Annotated in this window: 21 protein-coding genes; 6 read left to right on the forward strand and 15 right to left on the reverse strand. The window is 74.5% G+C overall.

The window, feature by feature from the left end; genetic code table 11:
• Nucleotides 1-50: 50 nt before the first annotated feature.
• Both M8316_RS15785 and M8316_RS15790 read right to left on the reverse strand, forming a co-directional pair.
• Nucleotides 51-1,448, reverse strand: a complete 1,398-nt coding sequence (locus tag M8316_RS15785; RefSeq protein ID WP_250056110.1) for an aminotransferase class III-fold pyridoxal phosphate-dependent enzyme — start codon at nucleotides 1,446-1,448, stop codon at nucleotides 51-53.
• A 92-nt stretch (nucleotides 1,449-1,540) separates the two neighbouring features.
• Nucleotides 1,541-3,076, reverse strand: coding sequence for an MFS transporter (locus M8316_RS15790; RefSeq protein WP_250056112.1), 1,536 nt, complete (start codon nucleotides 3,074-3,076; stop codon nucleotides 1,541-1,543).
• Nucleotides 3,077-3,156: 80 nt separating this feature from the next.
• On the opposite strand from M8316_RS15790, the gene M8316_RS15795 reads away from it, so the two are divergent.
• Complete coding sequence (locus M8316_RS15795; RefSeq protein WP_250056113.1) at nucleotides 3,157-3,747, forward strand: TetR/AcrR family transcriptional regulator; 591 nt, start codon at nucleotides 3,157-3,159, stop codon at nucleotides 3,745-3,747.
• Between the two features lie 51 nt (nucleotides 3,748-3,798).
• Here the strand turns inward: M8316_RS15795 and M8316_RS15800 are convergent, their stop codons facing one another.
• Nucleotides 3,799-5,151: an NAD-dependent succinate-semialdehyde dehydrogenase gene (locus M8316_RS15800; protein WP_250056115.1), complete on the reverse strand. Its 1,353-nt coding sequence runs from the start codon at nucleotides 5,149-5,151 to the stop codon at nucleotides 3,799-3,801.
• A 159-nt stretch (nucleotides 5,152-5,310) separates the two neighbouring features.
• Between M8316_RS15800 and M8316_RS15805 the strand changes: the two genes are divergently transcribed.
• Nucleotides 5,311-5,526, forward strand: coding sequence for a hypothetical protein (locus tag M8316_RS15805; RefSeq protein WP_250056117.1), 216 nt, complete (start codon nucleotides 5,311-5,313; stop codon nucleotides 5,524-5,526).
• A gap of 51 nt (nucleotides 5,527-5,577) precedes the next feature.
• On the opposite strand, the gene M8316_RS15810 is transcribed toward M8316_RS15805, so the two are convergent.
• Complete coding sequence (locus M8316_RS15810) at nucleotides 5,578-5,958, reverse strand: response regulator (RefSeq protein WP_250056118.1); 381 nt, start codon at nucleotides 5,956-5,958, stop codon at nucleotides 5,578-5,580.
• 129 nt (nucleotides 5,959-6,087) lie between these two features.
• On the opposite strand from M8316_RS15810, the gene M8316_RS15815 reads away from it, so the two are divergent.
• Complete coding sequence (locus tag M8316_RS15815) at nucleotides 6,088-6,507, forward strand: nitroreductase/quinone reductase family protein (protein ID WP_250056120.1); 420 nt, start codon at nucleotides 6,088-6,090, stop codon at nucleotides 6,505-6,507.
• A 15-nt stretch (nucleotides 6,508-6,522) separates the two neighbouring features.
• Here M8316_RS15815 and M8316_RS21195 read toward each other — a convergent pair whose 3' ends face one another.
• From M8316_RS21195 to M8316_RS15840, 5 genes are read right to left on the reverse strand one after another with little or no spacing between them, the layout of a single operon-like run.
• Nucleotides 6,523-7,017, reverse strand: a complete 495-nt coding sequence (locus M8316_RS21195; protein ID WP_250056122.1) for a gamma carbonic anhydrase family protein — start codon at nucleotides 7,015-7,017, stop codon at nucleotides 6,523-6,525.
• Nucleotides 7,014-9,851 (reverse strand): FAD-binding and (Fe-S)-binding domain-containing protein, encoded by a 2,838-nt coding sequence (locus tag M8316_RS15825; RefSeq protein WP_250056124.1) that lies wholly within the window; start codon nucleotides 9,849-9,851, stop codon nucleotides 7,014-7,016. The genes M8316_RS21195 and M8316_RS15825 overlap by 4 nt, the downstream gene beginning before the upstream one ends.
• Nucleotides 9,851-10,798: a PCC domain-containing protein gene (locus M8316_RS15830; protein ID WP_250056126.1), complete on the reverse strand. Its 948-nt coding sequence runs from the start codon at nucleotides 10,796-10,798 to the stop codon at nucleotides 9,851-9,853. The genes M8316_RS15825 and M8316_RS15830 overlap by 1 nt, the downstream gene beginning before the upstream one ends.
• Complete coding sequence (locus tag M8316_RS15835; protein ID WP_250056128.1) at nucleotides 10,795-12,441, reverse strand: AMP-binding protein; 1,647 nt, start codon at nucleotides 12,439-12,441, stop codon at nucleotides 10,795-10,797. The genes M8316_RS15830 and M8316_RS15835 overlap by 4 nt, the downstream gene beginning before the upstream one ends.
• A gap of 35 nt (nucleotides 12,442-12,476) precedes the next feature.
• The gene (locus M8316_RS15840) at nucleotides 12,477-13,643 is read right to left on the reverse strand and encodes an acetyl-CoA acetyltransferase (protein ID WP_250056130.1); all 1,167 of its coding nucleotides are present in this window, start codon (nucleotides 13,641-13,643) and stop codon (nucleotides 12,477-12,479) included.
• Nucleotides 13,644-13,936: 293 nt separating this feature from the next.
• Here M8316_RS15840 and M8316_RS15845 point away from each other — a divergent pair, with 293 nt between their 5' ends.
• Both M8316_RS15845 and M8316_RS15850 read left to right on the forward strand, forming a co-directional pair.
• Nucleotides 13,937-15,040, forward strand: coding sequence for a zinc-dependent alcohol dehydrogenase (locus tag M8316_RS15845; protein WP_250056131.1), 1,104 nt, complete (start codon nucleotides 13,937-13,939; stop codon nucleotides 15,038-15,040).
• A 25-nt stretch (nucleotides 15,041-15,065) separates the two neighbouring features.
• Nucleotides 15,066-16,265: a PucR family transcriptional regulator gene (locus tag M8316_RS15850; RefSeq protein WP_250056133.1), complete on the forward strand. Its 1,200-nt coding sequence runs from the start codon at nucleotides 15,066-15,068 to the stop codon at nucleotides 16,263-16,265.
• Nucleotides 16,266-16,355: 90 nt separating this feature from the next.
• Here the strand turns inward: M8316_RS15850 and M8316_RS15855 are convergent, their stop codons facing one another.
• From M8316_RS15855 to M8316_RS15870, 4 genes are all read right to left on the reverse strand, one after another.
• Entirely contained in the window at nucleotides 16,356-17,438 is a 1,083-nt protein-coding gene (locus tag M8316_RS15855) for a 2-keto-3-deoxygluconate permease (RefSeq protein ID WP_250056135.1), read from the reverse strand.
• A gap of 290 nt (nucleotides 17,439-17,728) precedes the next feature.
• Entirely contained in the window at nucleotides 17,729-18,448 is a 720-nt protein-coding gene (locus M8316_RS15860; RefSeq protein ID WP_308196041.1) for an MIP/aquaporin family protein, read from the reverse strand.
• A 3-nt stretch (nucleotides 18,449-18,451) separates the two neighbouring features.
• Nucleotides 18,452-19,597 carry a glycerol dehydrogenase gene (locus tag M8316_RS15865; protein ID WP_250056139.1) on the reverse strand — a complete coding sequence of 382 codons (1,146 nt, stop codon included), beginning with the start codon at nucleotides 19,595-19,597 and terminating at the stop codon, nucleotides 18,452-18,454.
• A gap of 207 nt (nucleotides 19,598-19,804) precedes the next feature.
• Complete coding sequence (locus tag M8316_RS15870; RefSeq protein WP_250056141.1) at nucleotides 19,805-20,347, reverse strand: GNAT family N-acetyltransferase; 543 nt, start codon at nucleotides 20,345-20,347, stop codon at nucleotides 19,805-19,807.
• 69 nt (nucleotides 20,348-20,416) lie between these two features.
• Between M8316_RS15870 and M8316_RS15875 the strand changes: the two genes are divergently transcribed.
• Entirely contained in the window at nucleotides 20,417-21,301 is an 885-nt protein-coding gene (locus tag M8316_RS15875) for a LysR family transcriptional regulator (protein ID WP_250056143.1), read from the forward strand.
• Nucleotides 21,302-21,338: 37 nt separating this feature from the next.
• Here the strand turns inward: M8316_RS15875 and M8316_RS15880 are convergent, their stop codons facing one another.
• Together M8316_RS15880 and M8316_RS15885 are read right to left on the reverse strand one after the other, a co-directional pair.
• Nucleotides 21,339-22,442 carry an MSMEG_0565 family glycosyltransferase gene (locus M8316_RS15880; protein WP_250056145.1) on the reverse strand — a complete coding sequence of 368 codons (1,104 nt, stop codon included), beginning with the start codon at nucleotides 22,440-22,442 and terminating at the stop codon, nucleotides 21,339-21,341.
• Nucleotides 22,442-23,281: a carbon-nitrogen hydrolase family protein gene (locus M8316_RS15885; protein ID WP_250056147.1), complete on the reverse strand. Its 840-nt coding sequence runs from the start codon at nucleotides 23,279-23,281 to the stop codon at nucleotides 22,442-22,444. The genes M8316_RS15880 and M8316_RS15885 overlap by 1 nt, the downstream gene beginning before the upstream one ends.
• Between the last annotated feature and the right edge of the window lie 23 nt (nucleotides 23,282-23,304).

Below are 23,304 nucleotides of genomic sequence, written 5' to 3' on the forward strand. Positions count from 1 at the left end.
GCCGCGCTCGTCCTCGCGCCCCGGGGGCGAGGCCGCCACCGGGACCGCGCTCAGAGCTTCATGTGCTCGCCGGCGTCGGCGAGCACGTCGCGCAGGCGGGAGACGATCTCCTCGAGCAGCGCCTCGTCGCTGATCAGCGGCGGGGCGATCTGGAGCACCGCGTCGCCGCGGTCGTCGCAGCGCGCGATGAGGCCCGCCTCGCGCAGCCGGCGCGGGAGGAACGCCCGGAGCAGCTCGTCGCGCTTCTCCTTCTCGAACCGGGTGGCCTCGTCGTCCTTGACCAGCTCCATCGCCCAGAAGAAGCCCGCGCCGCGCACGTCGCCGACGATCGGGAGGTCCAGCAGCGTGGCGACCTTCTCGCCGAGCGGCCCGGCCAGCGTGCGGACGTTCTCCAGCACCCCGTCGCGCTCGAAGATCTCGATGTTCCTGCGCGCGATCGCCGCCGAGACCGGGTGCCCGCCGAAGGTGATGCCGTGGCGGTAGACCTTGCCCTGGTCGACCAGCGGCTCGAGCACGTGCGAGCGGACCAGGACCGCACCCATGGGCGCGTACGCCGAGGTGATGCCCTTGGCCACCGAGATCAGGTCGGGGGCGACGCCCTCCCGGGCGACGGCGAACCACTCGCCGATGCGGCCGAAGCCGGTGATGACCTCGTCGGCCATGAGCAGGGTGCCGTACTTGTCGGCCAGCGCCCGCAGCCCCTGCCAGTAGCCCGGCGGCGGCACGAAGCAGCCGCCCGCGTTCTGCACCGGCTCGGCGATGATCAGCGCCACCTCGTCGGCGCCGGCGGCGACGATCGCGTCCTCGACCTCGGCCAGCAGCCGGGCGCAGAAGGCGGCCGGGTCGTCGCCGTCGGGCGCCCGGAAGGCGTTGGTCGACGACACGTGGCTGACCTCGATGGGCGCGGTGCCGAAGCCCGACTTGAAGCCGGGGACGCCGGTGAAGGAGAGCGCCCCGAGGGTCACGCCGTGGTAGGCGGTGCGGCGGGCGATCGCCTTGACCCGCTGCGGCTGGCCGAGCGCGTCGAAGTGCTCGCGGACCATCTTCCAGGCCGACTCCACCGACTCCGAGCCGCCGCCGGTGAACATGACCTTGTAGTCGTCGGCCGGGGCCCGGTCGCTGATCATCTCGGCCAGCTCGATGGACGCCGGGTGCGCGGTGTTCCAGTTGGTGTTGAACGCCAGCGTGGTGAGCTGCCGGGTGGCGGCCTCGGCGAACTCCTCGCCGTAGGAGTACCCCAGCTGGGAGCAGAACAGGCTGGAGAGCGCGTCGATGTACTGCGTGCCCCGCGTGTCGTAGACGTAGGGCCCCTCGCCGCGCTCGAGCACGAGCAGGTCGCTGCCCTGCTGCTTGGCGAAGTGCTGCACCAGGTGGTCGCGCGCGCCCACCTGGAGCGCGTCGTGGGTCGTGAGCGGCGTGGACGACGGCGTGGACGGCGGCGTGGACATGGGTGGGGCGACCTCCGTGGTGCGTGCTCCCGCCGACTGCGGGACTCCGACATCTTGCTCCCCGGCGCCGACGTGGCGCCACGTGCGGGCCGTCACGAGTCGAGCACGTCCTCGTCACGACGCCGACCGATGAGCCGCCAGGCCACGACCGCGGCCACCGACAGCAGCAGGGCGGCGGCCAGCGAGACCGCCTGCATGGCGTCGACGAACGCGTGCTGCGCGAGCAGCACCGCCTCGTCCGAGCCGTGCGCGAGGGCCCCGGCGAGCGAGTCGCGGACCTCCTCGGGCTGGCCGTCGAGGCCGGAGCGGTACAGCAGCGTCAGGCCGGAGCCGAGGACGCCGATGCCGAGGGCCACGCCCAGCTCGTAGGCGGTCTCGCTGACGGCGGAGGCGGCACCGGCCCGGTCGGCGGGCACCGCGCTGAGCACGGCGTCGGTGCTGAGGGTGAAGGCGAACCCCTCCCCCAGCCCGGCCAGCACGAGCGCGGCCGCGAGGACGACGTACCCGGCGGCGCTCTCGCCGACGGCCAGCAGCGCCATCCCGGCGGCGGAGACGGCCAGCCCGGCACCGATGACGCGGCCCTGGCCGAACCGTGCGGCGGCCCGCCCGGCGAAGGGGATGACGGCCACGGCGGCCGCGGTCAGCGGCAGCTCCCACAGACCGGCCTGCAGCGGGCCGAGGCCGCGCACGAGCTGGAGGTACTGGGAGAAGAAGTAGAGCAGCCCGCTGAAGGCCAGCACCGCCACGAGCGTGGAGCCGACGGCGCCCCGGACCGTCGGGTCGCGGAACAGCGCGAGGTCCAGCAGCGGGGCGCGGCCGGCGCGGCTCAGCGCCCGCTGCCGGCGGACGAAGGTGACGCCCGCCAGGACGCCGACCACCAGGGCGGCGGCGGCCAGCGGGGTCACGCCGTGCACGGCCGCCTCCTTCACGGCCAGGACGACGGGCACCACGGCCAGCAGGGAGAGACCGGCGCTGACCAGGTCGAGCCGGCCCGGGTGCGGGTCGCGCGACTCGGGGACCAGCGCCACGGTGCCGACGAGCAGCAGCACGACGACCGGCACGTTGACCAGGAAGACCGAGCCCCACCAGAAGTGCTCGAGCAGCAGGCCGCCCACCGCGGGGCCGGCGGCGGCGCCCGCGTAGGCGCCGGCGGCCCAGATCGCCACGGCGCGGGTGCGCCGCGCGGCGTCCGGGAAGAGCGCGCGGATCAGCGCCAGTGTGGAGGGCATGAGGGTGGCCGCAGCGACGCCCTGGAGCGCGCGGGCGGCGATGAGGGTCTCCGGGGTGGGGGCGAGGCCGGCGGCCAGGGAGGTCAGCCCGAAGGCCGTCGTCCCGACGAGGAGGACGCGGCGGCGGCCGAACCGGTCGGCGACGCCGCCCATCGTGACCAGGAAGCCCGCGATGGCGAAGGAGTACACGTCGCCGATCCAGAGCAGCTGCGTGGAGGTGGGCGCGAGGTCGGCGGAGAGCGCGGGCACGGCGAGCGCCACCACGGTGCCGTCGACCGAGAGCAGGACGACCGCGAGCACCAGCACCACCAGCGCGGCCCAGGGTCGTCGCGCGATGCCGGCGGGCACGGGCGAGGACGTGGGGCGGGCGACCGGAGTCGTGGGCAGGGTGCTGGTCATGGCAATAACGTACCGTCCAGACGGTCGGTAACCAACTCCCGACGACTGCCACGCGGCCGGCTCCACCTAGGCTTGGCCGCGTGAGCGAGGGCAGACGGACCCGGGACCCGGTGCAGACGCGGGCACGCATCCTCGACGCGGCCGGGCGGGCGCTGCTGACCCACGGCGCCGGGGCGAGCCTCGAGGTGATCGCCCGGGTGGCCGAGGTCTCCAAGGGCGGCCTGCTGCACCACTTCCCCAGCAAGGACGCGTTGCTGGTCGCGCTGGGCGCGCACCTGGAGGCGCAGTTCGAGGAGCACGTCGAGGCGCAGCTCGACCCGGAGGACGACGCCCCGGGGCGGCTGCTGCGGGCCTACGTCCGGGCCTCGCTGGACCAGCTGGACGCGACGCAGGTGCGCGAGGAGATCACGCTGCTGGCGCTGATCAGCGCGGTGCCCGAGGCCACGCAGGACGCGCGGGACGCCTGGCACCGCTGGCGCGAGCGGCTGGCCGCGGACGGCCTGGACGCCGGGCGCACGCACGTGATCGTGCGGGCCGCGGACGGGGTCTCGGCCGCGTCGCTGTTCGACGGGGACGTCGACGCCGGCGAGGTCGACGCGCTGCGCGAGGAGCTGCTGGCGCTCACCCGCGACGCCGGACCGTTGCCGGGCCGCCCGCCGCGCCCCTGGTAGGGCGGGCGACCGGCCCGGGCAGTCGGTCGGCCACGGTCAGTCAGCCATGGCTCAGTCGGCCACGTAGAACATCCGCTTGTTGACGAACTCGTCCATGCCCAGCGGGCCCAGCTCGCGGCCGAAGCCGGAGCGCTTGACGCCGCCGAACGGGATCTCCGCGCCCTCGCCGGCGGTGGAGTTCACGTTGGCCATGCCTACCTCCAGCTGCTCGGCGAGGGCGCGGGCGCGTGCCTCGTCCTTGCTGATCACGGAGCCGCCGAGCCCGTAGGTGGTGTCGTTGGCCAGGGCGAGGGCCTCCTCGTCGCTGGCCACCTCGTAGACGACGGCGACGGGGCCGAAGAGCTCCTCGCGGAACGCGCGCATCTCGGGGGTGACGCCCGTGAGCACCGCCGGGGAGTAGTAGGCCGCGGGGGCCTCGCCCAGCACGCCGCCGGCGTGCAGCGTGGCGCCCTTGGCGACGGCATCCTGCACCTGGGCGTCCAGGGCCTCGGCGGCACGTCGCGACGACAGCGGGGAGAACTCCTCCACGGCCTTCGCCTTCGCGACGATCTTCTCCACGAAGTCGGCGTAGACCTCCGAGCGCACGATCATCCGCTTGTTGGAGTTGCAGGCCTGGCCGGTGTTGTAGGTGCGGAAGTCCCAAGCGTCGCTGACCACGGAGTCCAGGTCGTCGGCGTCGAGGACGACCATCGGGTCCGAGCCGCCCAGCTCGAGGACGCACTTCTTCAGGTTCTTGCCGGCCAGGGCGGCGACGACCGCGCCGGCCCGCTCGGAGCCGGTGAGCGAGACGCCCTGCACGCGGGGGTCGGCGATGATGGTCTCGACCTGGTCGTAGCTGGCGAAGACGTTGACGTAGGCGCCCTCGGGGAGGCCGGCGTCCTTCATGATCTGCTCCACCGCGAGCGCCGAGCGCGGCACCGACTCGGCGTGCTTGAGCACGATGGTGTTGCCCAGCATCAGGTTCGGCGCCGCGAACCGGGCGATCTGGTAGAAGGGGAAGTTCCACGGCATGATCCCGAGCAGGACGCCGATCGGCAGCCGCTGGATGACCGCGCTGCCGCCGGAGAAGGTCTTGATCGGCTGGTCGGCCGCGAGGGTCGGGCCCTCGGTGGCGAAGTAGTCGAAGATCGCCTGGCAGAACTCGGCCTCCTCGACGCCCTCCGACAGCGGCTTGCCCATCTCCTGCGTGGCGATGGCGGCCAGCTCGTCCTTGCGCTCCTCGAACAGCGCGGCGATGCGCTTCACGACGACGGCGCGCTCGGCCATCGGGACGGCCTTCCACGACGTGTAGGCGGTCTGGGCGGCGGCGAGCGCGCCCTCGACCTCGGCGTCCGTGGCGTGGGGGAAGGTCTCGGCGACCTCACCGGTGCTCGGGTCGAGGACCTGGTAGGCGGGACTGGTCATGCGTTCTCCTCCGGGGACGGGCGGCGCCGCGGCCGCGTCTGCTGGCCCCACCTAACCGCACCCGCCGCGCGTCCGGGCGACGTGGACGCCGCCGGTCCCGCCGGGGACGTGACGTCGGACCCGTCGGGCAGGATGGGGCTCCGTCGACGAGGAGGACCCGTGTCACGTCTCGAGCAGCTCAGCCCCCGTGCCCGCGGGGTCGTCATCGGCGTCGGCGTGGCCGACGCCGTCCTGCGCCTGGTCGCCCTGCGCGACCTCAGGGCGAGGGACGCGGCGCAGGTCCGCGGCTCGCGGCGACTGTGGGCGCTGGCGCTGAGCACGGTCAGCTCCGCCGGCGTCCTGCCGGTCTGCTACCTGCTGCGCGGGCGGCGCTGAGCGACCCGAGGCGGCCGGCCGAGCGGAGCGGCCGGGAGCGCTCCCCTGGGCTCAGGCGGCCTGTGGCGAGCCGGTGACCGCGGCCACCCGGCGGGCCAGGGCGCGCACGTCGAACGGCTTGGCCACGAACTCGGTGACGCCGGCGTCCTGGGCGGCGGCGAGGTCCTCGGCCATGACGCTGGCCGAGATCACCACCACCCCGTCCAGCGGCTCCAGCCCGAGCGCACGGGCGTGCAGCACGAGGTCGAGCCCGGTCTCCCGGGTGCCGAGCCGCACGTCGGTGACGAGCAGGTCGGTCTCGCGACGGGCGAGGACGTCCAGGGCCGCGTCCACGGTCGCGACGACCTCGAGGCGCACCCCGGAACCCCGGAGGGCGAACCCGAGGAGCACGGCGATGTCGCCGTCGTCCTCCACCAGCAGCACGTTCTTCATGCCTCCTTCATCGGCGTGGACGGCGGGCGGCTGACCCATGTCATGACAAAGTCTCGTCACTGGTCTGGGCCGGGGTCGTCCCCCGAGGGGCTGGTGGCGGGACGTGCCGTCCCGAGGCAGGATCGAGCCATGTCCGACTTCAACGCGCGGGTCCTGGCCGAGTTCCACGAGCGGCACGGCGTGGTCACCGAGGCGGCGCCGTTCGGCGACTCGCTCGTGGTGCTCCACACGGTGGGGGCGAGGTCCGGCGCCCCGCGGGTCAGCCCCGTCATGGGGATCGAGGACGGGGACGGCTGGCTCGTGGCGGCGTCCAAGGCCGGGGCGCCCGACAACCCGGCCTGGTACCACAACCTCCTGGCCCATCCCGACCTCGTGATCGAGACCGGCGACGGCACCACGATCACTCGCACCGACGTGCACGCCACCGACCTCGAGGGCGCCGAGCGCGACGCCGCCTGGGAGCGGTTCAAGCAGGCCAGCCCCGGCTTCGCCGAGTACGAGGCCCGCACCGCCCGCACCATCCCCGTCCTGCGGCTCAGCCCGCGCTGAGCGTCGGGCCGGCCGTCACGGTCGGCCCTCGGCGTGCAGCCCCGCGAGCCGCACGTACTGCTCGGCGTTGCGGGTGATGGTGACCCGCTCGGCGTCCGTGACCTCGCGCCGCACCCGGCCGGGCAGCCCCAGCACGAGCGAGCCGGGCGGCACACAGGCCCCCTCGGCGAGCACCGCTCCCGCCCCGATGATCGACCCGGCGCCGACCACCGCCCCGTTCATCACGATCGCCCCCATGCCGACGAGCACGTCGTCCTCCACGGTGCAGCCGTGCAGCACCGCGCGGTGCCCGACCGAGACCCGGTCGCCGAGCGTCAGCGGGAAGCCCGGGTCGGTGTGCAGGACGCTCCCGTCCTGCACGTTGCTGTCGGTGCCGACGGCGATCGTGTCCCCGTCGGCGCGGAGCACGGCGGTGTACCAGACCGAGGAGCAAGCGCCTAGGCGCACGTCGCCTACGACCACCGCACCGGGCGCCACCCACGCGCTCGGGTCGAGCGTCGGGGCGATCACGCACCGGCCCCGTCCACCCGGGTGGCACGCTCCAGCAGCACGAGCACGTTCTCGTAGGTCTCCCCCGTGGCCCGGGTCATCCCGAGCTCGCAGGTGCGGTTGCAGGACGCGTGCGCGTCGGCGCCGGCGGCCCGCACCTCCGCGGCCTGGGCGGCGGTGGCCGCCTCCGTGAGCTCCGGGTGCAGCAGGCCCCGGTCCCCCGCGAACGCGCAGCACCCCCAGGACGGCGGCACGAACACCTCCTCGGCGACGGCGGCGGCCAGCGCCCGCAGGTCGGCGTCGTGCCCGGCACGGGTCGACGCGCAGGTCGGGTGGAGCGCCAGGCGTCGCGCGACCGGTGTGGCGGCCAGGCGCGGCAGCAGCTCCCGGGCGGCGAAGGAGACCGCGTCCTCCACACCGAGGCCCTCGCCGCGCAGCGACTTGGCGAGGCCCTCGCTGCAGGAGGCGGAGTCGGTGAGCACCGGCACCCGGCCACGCTCGGTGAGGTCGGCGAGGGAGGCGACCAGCCGGCGGCTCATCTCCGCGGCGCCGGCCGTGAGCCCCTTCGAGCTCCAGGGCATGCCGCAGCACAGCGTGTCGGCGTCGGCCGGCACCCGCACCTCGACGCCGGCCCGCTCGCACAGGGCGAGGAAGGCGGCGTGGGCGCCGCCGTCCGTGGGCGAGCCGAACATGGCGCCGGTGCAGCTGGGCAGCAGCACCACGGCAGGCGGGGCCGCGTCCGTCCGCGCGGCCGGGGTCGGCGCTCCGGCGCTCGGTGCCCGGCGCGACCCGCCGCCGGGCATCGGCCCGGCGTAGAGCGGCACCCGGTCCTCGCCGAGCACCCGGCGTCCGCCACGCGACGCCGCCTCGGTCAGTCCCGGCGCCCTGCGAGCCACGTCGAGCGCCGCCCCGGCCGCACGGGTCGCACCCGCCCAGTGCCGCGCCGCCGTCCGGCCGACGGCCTGGGCCAGACGGCCCTGCTCCTGGGCGCGGAGGCGTCGCACGAGCTGCCCGGTGTCGATGCTGACGGGGCAGGCGGTCTGGCACATCGAGTCGACCGCGCAGGTCTGCACGCCGGCGTAGTCGTAGTCGGCGGCCAGCTCGTCGGCCCGGGCGGCCGCCTCGTCGTCGCCCGCGGCGGCTGCGGCCCGCAGACCCGCCTCGGCCCGCCGGGCGATGATGCGCTGCCGCGGGGTGAGGGTGAGGTCGCGGCTGGGGCAGACGGGCTCGCAGAAGCCGCACTCCACGCAGGCGTCCACCTCCTCCTCCACCTCCGGCACCGACTTGAGGTCGCGCAGGTGCGCCTGCGGGTCGTCGCTGAGCAGCACCCCGGGGTTGAGCACCCCGGACGGGTCGCAGAACGCCTTGACCTCGAGCATCACCGCGTAGAGGTCGTCGCCGTACTGGCGGCGGACGAAGGGGGCCATGACGCGGCCCGTGCCGTGCTCGGCCTTGAGCGTGCCGCCGCGCGCGAGGACGACGTCCACCATGTCGTCGGTGAACCGGGCGTAGCGCTCCTGGCCCGCGGCCTCGCCGAGGTCCTCGCTGATCATGAAGTGGATGTTGCCGTCCTTGGCGTGCCCGAAGACCACGGCGTCGTCGTAGCCGTGGGCGGCGAAGACGTCGTCGAGGGCGGCACAGGTGGCGGTGAGGTCGGCGACCGGCACCGCCACGTCCTCCAGCAGGGCGGTGGTGCCGCGCCGCCGCGCCCCGGCGACGGCGGCGTAGAGCCCCTTGCGCAGGTGCCAGAGGTCGGCGCGGGCGGCCGGGTCGCTGGTCAGCGGGTCGCCACCGACGCCCGTGGCGAGCACGGGCGCGCCCTGCTCCACCAGCGCGGCGAGCTCGTCGGCCGACTCGGCCTGGTACTCCACCAGCAGTGCCGCCTGGCGCTCCAGCCTCAGCGCACGCAGCCCCGGCGTCGCCCGCGCGTCGCCGGCGGCGACGTGCAGCGAGCGGGTGTCGAGCAGCTCCAGGGCGACGGCCCCGGACCCGACGAGGGCCGGGAGGGCGTCGGTCGCGCGGGACAGCTCGTCGACCACCAGCAGCCCGGTGGCGGCGAAGGGACGCACCGGCAGGGTGCGGAAGGTGGCCGAGGAGACGAACGCGAGCGTGCCCTCGGAGCCGACCACGAGGTGGGCCAGCACCTGCGCCGGCTCGTCGTGGTCGAGCAGGGAGTTCAGGCCGTAGCCCATCGTGTTCTTCACCGAGAACTGCCGCCGCACCTCGGCGACCAGCCCGGGCGAGGCCCGCAGCGCGTCGCGCAGCCGGGCCAGGCCGGCGTGGAGGGCGGGCTCGTCGTGTGCCAGGCGCGCGTCGGCGTCCGGGAGCGCCGTGTCGACCACGGTGCCGCTGGGCAGGACCACGCGCAGCGAGTCGAGCGTGTGGTAGCTGGTGCCCTCCACCCCGCAGCTCATGCCGCTGGAGTTGTCGGCGACCACCCCGCCGATCGTGCAGGCGCCGTCGCTGGCCGGGTCGGGGCCGAGCCGGCGGCCGTGCGGCGCGAGCGCGGCGTTGACCGCGCGCACCGTGGTGCCCGGTGCGACGCGCACGCGGGCGCCGCCGTCGAGGACCTCGACGCCGCGGAAGCCCCGGCGGACGTCGGCCAGCACGCCGTGCGTGCCGGCCTGGCCCGACAGGCTCGTGCCGCCGGAGCGGAAGGTCAGCGGGAGCCGCTCCGCGGTGCAGGCCGCCAGCAGCCGCACCACGTCGGCCTCGGCCGAGGTGGTGACCAGCGCCTGGGGCTGGAGCAGGTAGTGGGAGGCGTCGGCGGCCGCGGTCACGCGGTCGAGCACGCGCTCGTGGACGGTCTCCGGCCGGACGCCGTGGGCGGCCAGCCGGTCACGCAGGGTCCTCATCAGGCAGATGCTCCCCCGCCGGCGGCCGCCGCGTCGAGGCGCGTGAGCACCAGCTCGTAGGTCATGGCCACCGGGTTCAGGCCGGGGAGCAGCGCGCCGGAGTGCACCGCGCCGTGCCGGTCGACCAGGTCGGCCGTGAGCCGGGCACGCACCCCGTCGTCCTCGCGGACCACCGTGCCGCCGACGTGCATCACCTCGGTCGCCGGGCCGTCGACGGCGATCGTGCCGCCCTCGCCGCCCAGCCTCGCACCCACCAGGGAGCCGATCTGCCCGCGCACCGCCGCGGCGGCCCAGCCGGCCTCGGCGACGAGGTGCTCGACCACGCCGACGAGGTCGACGTTGGGGCGGACGCGGCACAGCAGCGCGTCCACGTCCCGCTCGTCGTGCGTGCCGGCCGCGCGCACCCGCTGGGGCACGAACAGGGACATCGTGGTCTCCGGGTCGTGCTCGACGCGCAGGTCGACGTCGACCGACGTCCACACGCGCGCCGTGACGCCCTCGCCGAGCACCACCGAGTCGGGGATCAGGTGCCCCGCGCGCCGCTCCCCGTCGGCGCCCACGAAGAGGGCGTGGCTGTGACTGAAGACCTCGCCGTCGCGATGCCCCAGCGTCAGCCCGCCGTGCACCAGCCGGGCGGGCGCGGACCCGGCCCGGGGGGCGCTGAAGTTCGCCACCGGCCCACCGGGGGCACCGACGTCCGGCACGAAGTAGGAGAACGACGCCAGCTCGCCACCGACCAGCTCGCCCGAGGCCGCGCTCGCGCCGGTGCGGGCCAGCAGCCCGGCCAGCGCCTCCAGCAGCGGCACGCCGGCGGGCAGCACCTCGGTGTGCGGGCGCAGCCGCGCCGGGACGACCACGACCCGCTCGGCGGCCACCGGCCCGGGGTGGCGCAGCAGCGGCGCCCCGTCCGCGGGCACCAGCCGGTCGCGCGTGGCGGTGACGCTCATCGGACCGACCCCGCGGGCCAGGCGCCGGCGCTCTGGAGCAGCTCGCGCAGCACCGCGGTCGTGACCTTGCCGTAGGCGGTCGTGGGCAGCTGATCGACGAGGTGCACGCGCTTGGGCGCCTTGTAGCGCGCCATGTGCTCGCGGCACCAGGCCAGCAGCTCGTCGGCACCGAGCCCGTCCTCGACCACCGCGACGGCGTAGCCCACCTCGCCCCAGTCCGGGTCCGGGGCTCCGACGACGCCGACGGCGCGGACCGCGGGGTGAGCGAGGATCTTCTCCTCCACCTCGCGCGGGTCGATGTTCGAGCCCCCGGAGATGTACATGTCCGAGGCGCGGCCGGTGATGTAGAGCAAGCCGTGCTCGTCGAGGAGGCCCAGGTCCCCGGTGCGGAACCAGCCCTCGCGGAACGACGACGCGTTGGCCGCGTCGTTGCCCAGGTAGCCGCAGAAGACGGCCGGGCCGACGACGCAGATCTCCCCGCGCTCGCCGGCGGGCAGGTGGCGGCCGTCGGGGTCCTGGATCGAGAGGGTCATGCCCGTGCGGGCGTGGCCCGCGGTGACGATGCCGTCGACGGTCGGCACGTCCTCGTGCAGGGAGGGCGGCAGGACGGTGATGGCACCGGTGACCTCGCACAGCCCGTAGTACTGCTCCACCACCGGACCCAGCACCTGCCGTGCCCGGGCCTGGTCCTGCCGCGTGATCGGGGCGCCGGCGTAGACGACGTGCGCCAGCGAGGTCAGGTCGGTGTCGGGCCGGACGCCCTGGACGAGCCGGTTGAGGATCGTGGGCACGGTGAACAGCGTCGAGACGCGGTGCTCGGCGATGAGGTCCCACGCCTGGGCGACGTCGAGCGACTCCCCGGGCAGCAGCACCACCGCGGCGCCGCGCGCGACGTGGGTGAGCACGTGGACGCCCGCGCCGTGCGAGAGCGGGGCCAGGACCAGGGTGGCGTCGTCGGCGTCGAGGCCCGGCATCAGGTCGGCGATGTGGTTGTTGACCACGAAGGCCATCTGGTCGTGGGTCAGGACGGCGGCCTTGGGGCGGCCCGAGCTGCCCGAGGTGAAGAAGAACCAGGCGGGCTCCCCCACCGCGACCTGGGCGTCCGGGACCCGTGCGCCGCGGTGGCGCTCGACCAGCGCCCCGACGTGCGGGTGCGCCTCGGAGCCGGGGCCGTCGGACAACGTCCAGCACGGGACGGGGGCCAGTGCTGCGGCGTGCGCCTCGGCCCCCTCCTCCACGACGAGCAGGTCGGGGCGGACGACCTCGGCCAGCCGGGCGACGTCGGCGGGGGTCAGCTTCGAGTTCGTGGGGGTGATCACCGCGCCGACCCGCCAGGTGGCGACCATGACGGTCAGGTAGTCGCGGCAGTTGCCGGCGTGGAGCATGACGACGTCGCCCGGGCCGATGCCCGCCTCGCCGAGGGCCGCGGCCAGGGCGTCGGCCCGCGCGTCCAGCTCGCGCCAGGACCACCGGACGGCCCCCCGCACCAGGGCGGTGCCGGCGGGCAGCCGGGCAGCGGTCTGACGCAGCAGCGAGGACAGGTTCGACGTGCGCTGCGGCAGCGAGGGCAGCCGGCGGCGCTGGACGCGCAGGTCGCCGGGGGCGGGCGCCGCTGCCTCGGGGGCCTCGGGCGTGCTGGTCACGGGTTCCGTCGTCTCGGGTGCGGTGGTCACGGTGCTCACCAGGCCTCCAGGATGCTTGCGTAGTTGGAGACGGCGGTGCCGCCCATGTTGAAGACGCCGGCGAGGCCGGCGTCCGGGAGCTGCATCTCGCCGGCGGAGCCGGTGACCTGCATGGCCGCGATGGCGTGCATCGAGACACCGGTGGCGCCGATCGGGTGGCCCTTGGACTTCAGGCCCCCCGAGCGGTTGACGGGCAGCTTGCCGTCGGCCTGGGTGAGGCCCTCGTCGAGGACGCGGTGGCCCTGGCCCCGCTCGGCGAGGCCGAAGGCCTCGTACTGGAGCAGCTCGGCGATGGTGAAGCAGTCGTGGGTCTCGACCAGGTCCAGGTCGAGCGTGCCGACGGCGGCCTGGTCCAGCGCCGAGGCCCACGCGCGCCGGACGCCGGCGAACTCGAGGGGGTCGCGGCGCGAGAGCGGCAGCACGTCGTTGGCGTGCGCCCGGGCGCGGAAGCGGACGCGGCGGTGGGCGGCGCGTGCCACGTCGTCGGAGGCGAGGACGAGGGCGACGGCACCGTCGCTGATCAGGGAGCAGTCCGTGCGCCGCAGCGGCGGCGCGACCAGCGGGTTCTTCTCCGAGACCGTCGAGCACATCTCGTACCCGAGGTCCTTGCGCAGCTGCGCGTACGGGTTCGTGACCCCGTTGCGGTGGTTCTTCGCGGCGATGCGCGCCATGGCGTCGGACGGGTCGCCGTACCGGTCGGCGTAGGCGCGGGCGATGCCGGCGAACACGCCGGCGAAACCGCCGTCCACGTCCGCCTCCTCGGGCCCGTAGCAGCCGGAGAGCAGGATCTCCCCGGCCCGCGGCGTGGGCACGCCGGTCATCTTCTCGGCGCCCACCACGAGGGCGACGCGGCCGCGGCCGGACTCGATGAAGTCGCAGGCCGCGTAGAGCGCTGCGGACCCGGTGGAACAGGCGTTCTCCAGCCGGGTGGCGGGGGTGGCCGCGAGCTCCGGGACGCCGACGCCGACGAGCGCCGCCTGGAAGTCCTGGGTGGAGAAGCCGTTGTTGTAGACGCCCACGTAGAGGCCGTCCACGTCCTGCGCGCCGAGGCCGGCGTGGGCGAGGGCGTCGGGGACGACCTCGCTCATGAGGCTCGTCGTGTCGGGCGCCTCGAGACGTCCGAAGCGGCTGTGGCTCCAGCCGATGATGGATGCCTGGGACATGCCTGACCTTCCTGAGCGGGGGACGGCCCCGGGGAGTGGGGCGTGCACACCCTCCGCCGCCGTGGGCCGGGTCACAACAGACGGCTGCCGAGTGACGCCCGTCTCCCTTGCTACAGATGTCGAGGCCGCTCCCGGCGCTGCGCCGCGTTGCGACAAACGGAGGAACGCCCAGGCCACGATCTCGTCGCACGTCGGTTCCGAGCGCCTCTGCGGCCGGTCAGAGTGTGGCGACGCCCACACGGCGCCGGCCCCGCGGCCGACGGCGTTCCTACACACGCAGGGAGACCCCACGGATGCGCGCCGTCATCAAGGCCGTCGCAGGACCCGGCTGCTCGTTCGTCCACGACCGCCCCGAGCCCGACCTCCTGCCCGGCCAGGTGCGCCTCGCCGTGGCCGCCACCTCGGTGTGCGGCACCGACGCGAGCATCCACGCGCACGGTCCCGCCGCCCGTGCCCTGGGCCTGCGACTGCCCATCACCATGGGCCACGAGGTGGCCGGCACCGTCATCGAGGTGGGGCCGCACACCGCCGGGCCGGCGCTGGGCACCCGCGTCGGCGTGGAGACCCACCTGGCCTGCGGTCGCTGCTGGGCCTGCCGCGAGGGGTCGGGGCACAACTGTGCGGACCTCGCGCTGCTGGGCGTCGACGTCGACGGCGCCTTCGCCGAGCGGGTCGTCGTCCCGGCCGCCAGCTGCTTCGAGGTGCCCGAGGAGATGTCGCTGGAGACCGCCGCCCTGCTCGAGCCCGCCGGCAGCGCGATGCACGCCGTGCAGCGCTGCGGCGTCCCGATGGGCGGCGCCTCCGTGCTGGTCTCCGGCGCCGGCCCGGTGGGCCTGGTGCTGGTGGAGATCGCGCTCGCGCTGGGCGCCCGCAGCGTCGTGGTCGTCGAGCCCAACGCGGCGCGACGCCGACTCGCCACCGCGAGGGGCGCCCTCGCGCTGGACCTCGACTCCGACCCCGTGGGCGAGGCCGACCGGCGCACCCGCGAGCGACGCGGCTTCGACGTCGCCTTCGAGTGCTCCGGGGTCCTGCCCGCCCTGGAGGCCCTGCTGGACCGGGTGCGCAACGAGGGCACCGTCATGGTCGTCGGTCTCGCGGGCGGCGACCTGCCCGTGCCGGTGACCCGCACCTTCATCACCCGGGGGCTCACCGTCCGCGGCAGCTGGGGTCGGGCGATCTGGAGCACCTGGGAGCAGCTCTCCGCCCTCGTCGGCGCCGGCCACGTCGACCTCGACGGGCTCGTCACCCACCGGCTCCCCCTCAGCGACCTCCCGGCCGCGCTCGCGCTCATGCGCGGGGACGCCGGCAAGGTGCTCCTCCTTCCCTCGCTCGCCGACTCGCAGGAGCCCGGGCGCACGGCCGACGCGGGCGCGGACCTGCAGGGCGTCCCCGCGTGAGCGGAGCGGGCCCTACCCTGCCGTGGTGACGTCCGAGGTCCAGCAGAGGTTCGACGAGCTCGGGCGACGGCTCGGCCGCTCGGTGGTGCTCAACGACCCCGAGATCCGGCTGGTGCTGGCCAGCGAGCACTTCGGTGACGAGGACCCGGTGCGGGTGCGCGCCATGCTGCACCGCAACGCCGGCAGCGCGCCGATCGGCTATCTGCTCAGCCACGGCATCAGCACGTGGACCCGGGCCGGCCGGGTGCCGCCGTCCGCCGAGCACGAGCTGCTCGGCCGCCTGGTCGCGCCGGTGCGCCTGCACGGGGAGCTGCTCGGCTTCGTCGTGGTGATCGACGCCGACGCGAGCCTCACCGACGACGAGGTGACCGAGATCGAGTCCCTGGCTCAGGAGACGGCCGGGCTGATCGTGGCCGAGCGGCACGCGCAGGACCGCGGCGCCCTGGCGCAGGAGGCGCGGCTCCTCGACTGGCTCTCCCGCGACGCGGGGGCCCGCGCGAGCGCGCAGCGCCAGCTCGCCGAGACCGGCCCCCTCCCGCTGCCCCGGCACCTGCGGGCGCTCGCGGTGGAGATCGAGACCCCTCGCGGGGTCGACTCCGCGCAGGTCGACCTCGCGCTGCGCCGGGCACTGGAGTCCACGGCGCGCACGCCGCGCGGCCACGTCCTGCTGGCCGTGCGCGAGGGCCGCGGCGTGCTGCTGCTGGCCTCCCCCGTGCCCCTGGACGACGAGGTCACCGCCGCGCGTGCCGCCGCGCTCATCGCCGACGTCGAGGCGTTCGCCGACGGCCGGTTCCACGCGCGGGTCGGGATCGGCGCGGAGCGGACCGAGGTCGAGGACGCCTGGCTCTCCCACCGCGAGGCGGAGCTGGCCTGCCGCGCCGCCGACCTGCTGGGTGAGCCGGTCGTCGACTGGAACGCCATGGGGCCCCTGCGCGTGCTCGTGCGCGTCCCGCGGGAGGAGCTGGACGAGACGGCGGTGCCGCCGGTGCTGGACCGGCTCGCCGAGGACCCGCACGGACAGCTGCTAGAGACCCTGGAGGCCTTCCTCGAGTGCGGGGGCTCGGGCTCGGCCGCCGCGACCCGGCTGCACGTGCACCGCACCACGCTCTACTACCGCCTGGACCGCATCCGTGAGGTCTCCGGGCTGGACCTCGACGACGGCGACGTGCGCCTCGAGCTGCACCTGGGCCTGCTGGTGCGCCGCGTCCTGCGCCGCGGGCGCTGAGACCCGCCCGGCACCAGCACGACGACGCCCCGCCCCCGGAGGTGTCGGGGACGGGGCGTGGTCACGCTCCGGGTGGGCCGGCGGGTCCGCTCAGGTGGCCGCAGGGGTGGACGAGGCGGAGCCGGGCTCGGGCTCGGAGTCGGGCTCGGTCGACGGTGAGCGGCCGGCACGCCGCTCCTCGTACAGCGCCTCCTCCGCCTCGGGGCTGACCCCTCGCCGCGCCTGCCACTTGCTCACCGCCACCACGACGAACGGGATGAGCACCGCGGTCACGACCACGGCGGAGGCCACCTGGGTCGTGGCGACGCCCTGGACGGCCTGGTAGCTGGGGTCGGCCAGCGCGACCGCTGCCGGCGTGGCGATCGCGTTGCCGGCGGTGGTCGCCTCGCAGGCACCGCCGATGACGTTGCGCGTCGGCTTCGGGTGACGGCGCGCCACGTGCCAGACCTGCAGCGCGAGCATCGCCAGCCCGCCGGAGAGCACGATGGTCATGATGCCGAGCAGGAACCCCACGGCGCCGGCCGTGGCGAAGACGGTGAGGTCGATGCCCGCGCCGATCGCGAACAGCGCGAACGGCAGGATGATCTTCTCGCCCGGGGCGAGGAACTCACGGGCGATGTCGCTGGTGTTGCCCAGCGTGAAGCCCAGCAGGATCGGCAGGAACACGGCCAGCAGGGCCATCGCCGAGAAGTCCGCCAGCCCTGCGGCGCCGAGCGCGATGAGGGTCAGCAGCGGGCCGTCGTTGATCGAGAGCACCGCCACCGCGCCCTTGTCCGACCGGTTGCCGAACTGGCCCGTCAGCGCGATGTACATGGCGCCGTTGGAGTTGCCCATCGCCGCGATGATGGCGAGCGGGACGAGGCCGAAGAGCGAGCCGTCGGGCGTCAGCCAGGCCACGGAGAGACCGACGACGATGGCGGCGACGTACTTGCCGACCAGCATCACCACGCCCTTCTCCAGCGACGAGGAGACCGAGCCGAGACGGATCTGCGAGCCCATCACGAAGAAGAACATCGCGATGAGCGGGACGGCCCCGTCCTTGAACAGCGCGGTGGTGAAGCTACCGATCTCGAGCACCTGCGGCGCCACGGTGTTGATCAGCGCCGCCAGGAAGAGGGGCACGATCAGGAGGGCGCCGGGAACCTTGGCGAGAGTGCGGAAGAGTGAGTCCATCGGATGACCTCTGCGTGAGTCGGGCGTGCTCGGTCGTCACGCGTCCGGGGTCGACGCGCGCCCCGAGGGGGCGATGACCTGCGAGGTCCGCCCGGAGGAGGTCGGCGTTCGGCCACCGCGGCGAGGCGGGAGCGACTATGACACGCGTCACCCTAGGAACTCGATGTGGCGCAGGACACAGACAACTGCGGGAACCGACGCAGGCGCGTTGCTACTCCTGTAGCAAGCCCCCGCGGGACCGAGCGGACCCCGGGAGGCACGTGCCTCCTGGGGTCCGTTCGTGCCTGCCGTCAGACGAGGCCGACCGCCGCGGCGAGGACGCCGGCCGCCGCTCCGCCGAGCAGGGGGCCCACGATCGGCACCCAGGCGTAGCCCCAGTCACTGCCGCCCTTGTTCCGGATCGGCAGCAGCGCGTGGGCGATCCGCGGCGCGAGGTCGCGGGCGGGGTTGATCGCGTACCCGGTCGGCCCGCCGAGCGAGGCGCCGATGCCCACCACGAGCAGCGCCACCCCCAGCGGACCGAGGCCCGAGGGCGTCGAGCCGAAGGACAGCACTACGAAGACCAGCACGAAGGTGCCCAGCAGCTCGGTGACCAGGTTCGTGGACGCGCGCCGGATCTCGGGACCGGTCGCGAACACCGCCAGCATGGCCCCGGGCTCGTTGGCGGCGTCGTTGAAGTGGTCCCGGTAGACGAGCCACGCGAGCACCGCCCCCAGGAAGGCGCCGGAGAGCTGCCCGAGCAGGTAGGCCAGCACGCTCAGCGGACCACCGAGGTCGGCCCCGGAGGCCAGGAGCCCCACCGTCACCGCCGGGTTGAGGTGGGCACCGGACCGGAAGGCGACGAACACCCCGGCGAAGACCGCCATCCCCCAGCCCAGGTTGATCAGCATGAAGCCGCCGCTGTTGCCCTTCGTCCCGGCCAGGACGACGTTGGCGACGACGCCGCAGCCGAGGAGCAGCAGCAGCGTGGACCCCATGAGCTCACTGAGGAAGATGCCGCCCGGTGCCACGGCTCAGTGCCCCGCGACGTAGGGGACGGGGGCCGGCAGACCGGCCTCCTCGCGGACCCGCACGGCGAACCGCTCGATCGAGGCCAGCGCGCTGACCACGTCCGCACCGGCCACCTCGAAGGGCATGGCGTGGATGGTCTCGCCCGGCACGGTGGCGGCGTCCGCCACGACGCGCAGGGAGTCGAGGTCGTCGCTGCGCAGCCCCACCTCCGTGAGCGTGTTCGGCAGCCCGACCCGGGTGGTGAACTCGATGAAGTCGCGGACGTCGCTGGTCGGCGCGCCCTCGAGCACGAGCTGGGTCAGCGAGCCGATGTTGACCTTCTGGCCGTGGGCCAGGCCGTGGGTGGCGCCGACCGCGGTCAGCCCGTTGTGGATGGCGTGGGCGGCGGCGAGGCCACCGGACTCGAACCCCAGCCCCGAGAGGAGGGTGTTCGCCTCGATCACCTTCTCCACGGCCGGCGTCACCTGGTGGTCCTGCACCGCCGCGATCGCGGGCAGCGCGTTCTCCCACAGCACCTCCCAGCTGAGCTCGGCCAGCGCCGTGCCGGCCAGCGTCGGGAGCCCGCCCGCCATGGTCTGGGAGTGGGAGCGGGCGGTGGCCCTCGCCTCGAGCCAGGTCGCCAGCGCGTCGCCGATGCCGGCCACCAGGAGGTGGGCGGGCGCGTTGGCCACGACCTGGGAGTCCACCAGCACGAGGTCGGGGTTGCGCGGGAAGAACCGGTACTCCTCGAACTCGCCGCTCTCGGTGTAGATCACGGCGAGCGCGCTGCAGGGCGCGTCCGTGGACGCCACCGTGGGCACGTTCGCCCACCGGATGTCGGCCAGGTGGCCCGCGGCCTTGACCGCATCGATGACGCTGCCGCCGCCCACGGCGACCACCACGTCCGCGCCGGCCTCCCGGATCACGGCCACGAGCCGGTCCACCTCGGCAGCACTGGGCACTCCCCCGAACGCCTCGCGCCGCATCGGCAGGTCCGCCTGCTTCACGGACAGCTCGACGTCGTGCCCCACGAGGCCCCAGACGAGGTCGTCGGCGACGAACAGCGGCGTGCTGCCCAGCCGGGCCAGGTACTCCCCGATCCGGTGGATGGCCCCCTTGCCCTGGATGTAGCGGCCGGGGCTGATGACGGTACGGACACTGCTTGACATGTGTTGCTCCTCTGGTCGCGACGTGCTGCCCAGCGACGCGGACCGACCGGGGCCGAGCCCGCGGGACCACCTGCCGCTGGAGTGACGTCAGTCACACTTTCCGCTGGCGAACGTAGGGGTCCGGTGGGGGCTCGCGACCCGGCCCGGTGTCTCAATGTGAGACCGGCCCCCGTCTCACGTTGAGACGGGGGCCGCGGCCAGTCGAGGCTAGAGGTCCAGGGCCATCGCGACGTCGGCGCGGACGTAGGGCCCGGGCACGTGCTCGTCCGCGGACAGGTGCCGGAAGCCCAGCTGCTGGTACAGGTGGACGGCGGGGGCCAGCCTGCGGTTGCTCTCCAGCTCCACACGGTGGGCACCCAGCTCCCGGGCACGCTCGAGCGCGGCCACCAGCAGCCTCCGCCCGAGGCCTCGCCCCTGGCACTGCGGCGAGACGACCATCTTCACCACCTCGACCACGCCCGGGCGGGCCGGCGCGAGGCCGACGCAGCCGACGACCTCGTCCCCCACGCGGGCCACGAGCACGGCGCCGCCGGGCTGCACCAGCGTCTCCACCGGGTGCTCGAGCTGACGCCGATCCTCGTCCTCGAGCGCGAAGATCCGGGTGATCCACTCCTCGTTGAGCCGCCGGAAGGCCTCGGCGTCGGCGGTGGTGCGGAGGTCGTCGAGGACGATGTCGGACTGGGAGTGGGGCTGGGTGTCGGGCTGGGAGTCGGGCTGGACCTCGAACTGCAGGCGGGCGGCACTGTTCACCCGTCGATTGTGAGCACCGGGACTCAGATCGGTCCAAGACTTGTTCTGCATGATCGATAACCTCCATGCATGGATCCCGCGCCTCCCGTCGACCTGCGCCTCCTGCGCGCCTTCCTCGCCGTCGCCGACACCCTGCACTTCGGCCGCGCCGCCGAGGAGCTCCACGTGGCGCAGCCGGCGCTGTCGCAGCAGGTGCGCCGGCTCGAGCGGGAGCTGGGCGTGCAGCTGCTGACCCGGACCTCGCGCAGCGTGGCGCTCACCCCGGCGGGCTCGGCGCTCCGCGACCGAGCGCGGGCCCTGCTGGGGCAGGTGCGGCGCGACCTGGACGAGGCGGTGCGGATCGGTCGCGGCGAGGAGGGCAGGCTCGACGTCGGCTTCGTCAGCTCGGCGCTCCCGGTGGGGCCGATCCGGCTCGTGCAGGCGTTCCGGGCAGCGCACCCGCTGGTCCGGGTGGAGCTCACCGAGGGCTACACCTCGCACCTGCTGACCCTGCTCGCGCGGGGCGCGCTCGACCTCGCCGTCGTCCGCGACCCCGACCCGCGCGACGGCATCGTGGTCCACGTCTTCCACCGCGAGCCGTTCGTGGCAGCGGTGCCGCGCGAGCACCCCCTCGCGACGCGACCGTCGGTGCGGGCCACCGAGCTGGCGCGCGACCCGTTCGTCTTCTTCCCCGCCCACGCCGGCCGCCTCGCCACCCAGCGCAACCTGGCGCCGGTCGTCGAGGACGGCCACGTGCCCGAGATCGCCCAGGTCGGCTCGTCGTGGACCACCCTGCTGCACCTCGTGGGCGCCGGCATGGGCGTCACCGTCGCGCCGCTCAGCGCCGCCTCCACGGCGCCGGACGACGTCGTGGTGCTGCCGCTGGAGGGCAGCAGCCACGTCAGCGAGCTGGGCTGGGCCATGCGGGAGGGGGACGAGCGTCCGCTGCTGCGCAGCTTCGTGACGGCGTCCTGACCCACCCGGTCTGTGGCGAACTGGGAGGTCGGCCCCGTCACCGTGGCCGGTCGGACAGACGTCGGTACACGTCCAGGTGCGCCGTCGCCGCGGCCTGCCAGGAGTAGCCCCGTGCGAGGTCCCGCCCCGGCCCGACGGGCGGTGGGGCGTCCAGCGCCCTCTCGAGCGCGTCGGCGAACGTCTCCACGTCGTGCCCGTAGGTGACGGTGCCGCCCAGCACCTCTCGCAGCACCGGGAGGTCCCGGGCGACGACGGCGGTACCCGCCGCGAGCGCCTCGAGCGCGGCGAGCCCGAACCCCTCCTTGGTGGAGAGGAACGGCAGTACCTCGGCCTGGGCCAGCAGGCTCGGCAACACGTCGTCGTCCACCGGGCCGAGGATCTCCGGCACCACCCCGACCTCCGCCGAGAGCGCCTCGAAGCGCGCGCGGTAGTCGCGGTAGTCGAACAGCGTCTCCCCACCTGCGTAGACCAGTCGGACGTCGGCGAGGTCGGAGCGCCGCGCACGCAGGGTCGCCATGGCGGACAGCAGGTCGAGGCTGCCCTTGCGCGGCTCGATGCCGCCCAGGGCGAGCACGTAGCGACCGAGGACGTCCTGCCACCGCGCCCGCCCGGCGACGTCCCGCGCACCGGACTCGAAGCGAGCAGCCGCGACGCCGTTCGGGATCACGGCAGGCGTCCGTCCGTACTCGGCCTCGACCTCGGCGGCGACCGCGGCCGAGACGCAGACCAGCCCGTCGGGCTCACGCACCGCCCGCTCGTGGCAGGCGACCAGCGCGGGCGTGGTGAAGGAGTCGAGGTGGTGCACGGTGCGCAGGCACCGGCCCACACGGAGCGCAGCGTTGGCCGAGATGCAGTCCTGGGCATGGACCACGTCGTAGCCCGGCCCCGCTGCGAAAGCCTCCGCGAGCACGTCGATCGAGCGGAGGATGCGTGCGCCCACGTCCTCGTCGGGGTCCGGGAAGGGAACGGCGTGCACCTGGACCCGGGGGTCGACGGGACGGAAGAACGTCGTGTCACCACCCCTGCCCAACGTCCACACGTGCACGTCGACGCCGACCTCGGCCAGGGACTCGGCGAGGTGCAGGGTGTGGACCACTCCCCCGCGCGGACGCGTGGAGTACGTGAGCAGTGCGACGCGCATCAGCGGGTGTACGCCGGCGGGTGGAGCTCGGTGAGGTGGTGCAGTATCCGCCGCGAGCGTGCGACCTCCGCCTCGACGTCGAGCTCGGCGACGGCGAGGCCGCCCTTGGACGTGGTGCGCGCCAGGATCTCACCGCCCGGCCCGACGATCTTCGCCTGGCCGAGGAACCGCAGACCACCCATGACGCCGGTCTGGTTGGAGGAGACCCAGACGACCTGGTTCTCCGCCGCCCGGGCCTGGTCGTAGAGATCGAACAGGCGCGACTGACGGTCCTGGGGCAGGCGCGACGCACGGTCCGTCACCGAGGCGGGCCAGGCCGACAGGCAGGCCAGGGTGGTGGCGCCGTCCAACGCCAGGGCGCGTGCGGCCTCGGGGAAGGTCTTGTCGTAGTCGATGAGCATCCCCAGCCGACCCACGGGGGTGTCGAAGGCGGCGAAGGAGTCCCCGGCCGTGTAGACCAGCGACTCGCCGGCAGGCTGGTGCACCTTGCGGTGCCTCCCCAGCACTCCGTCGCCGGTGACGCAGACCGCCGAGTTGTGGAGCAGCGCGCGCCCGTCCTCCACGACCTCCTCGGAGTACCCGAGGCAGACCACCATCGGACCGGCCATGGCGGCGATCCGGCGGATCTCGAAGGAGTCCTCGGCCAGCCCGGGCGGCAGCGCCATCGGGTCGGGACGACGCAGGTCGGAGAGGTAGCCGCCGAGCGTGGCGTCCGGCAGGACCAGGAGCCCGACCCCCTGGCTCCGCGCGTCGTTGATGATGCCCTCGAGCTTCGCGAGCGCGCGGTCGAGGTCGCGCCCGAAGTGGGCCGCGACCGCGCCGATCCGCTGCGTGCTCATCTCGCCCAACCTAGCGGCGACGG

It is taken from the genome of Nocardioides bruguierae (genome assembly GCF_023554635.1).
GTDB lineage: Bacteria > Actinomycetota > Actinomycetes > Propionibacteriales > Nocardioidaceae > Nocardioides > Nocardioides bruguierae.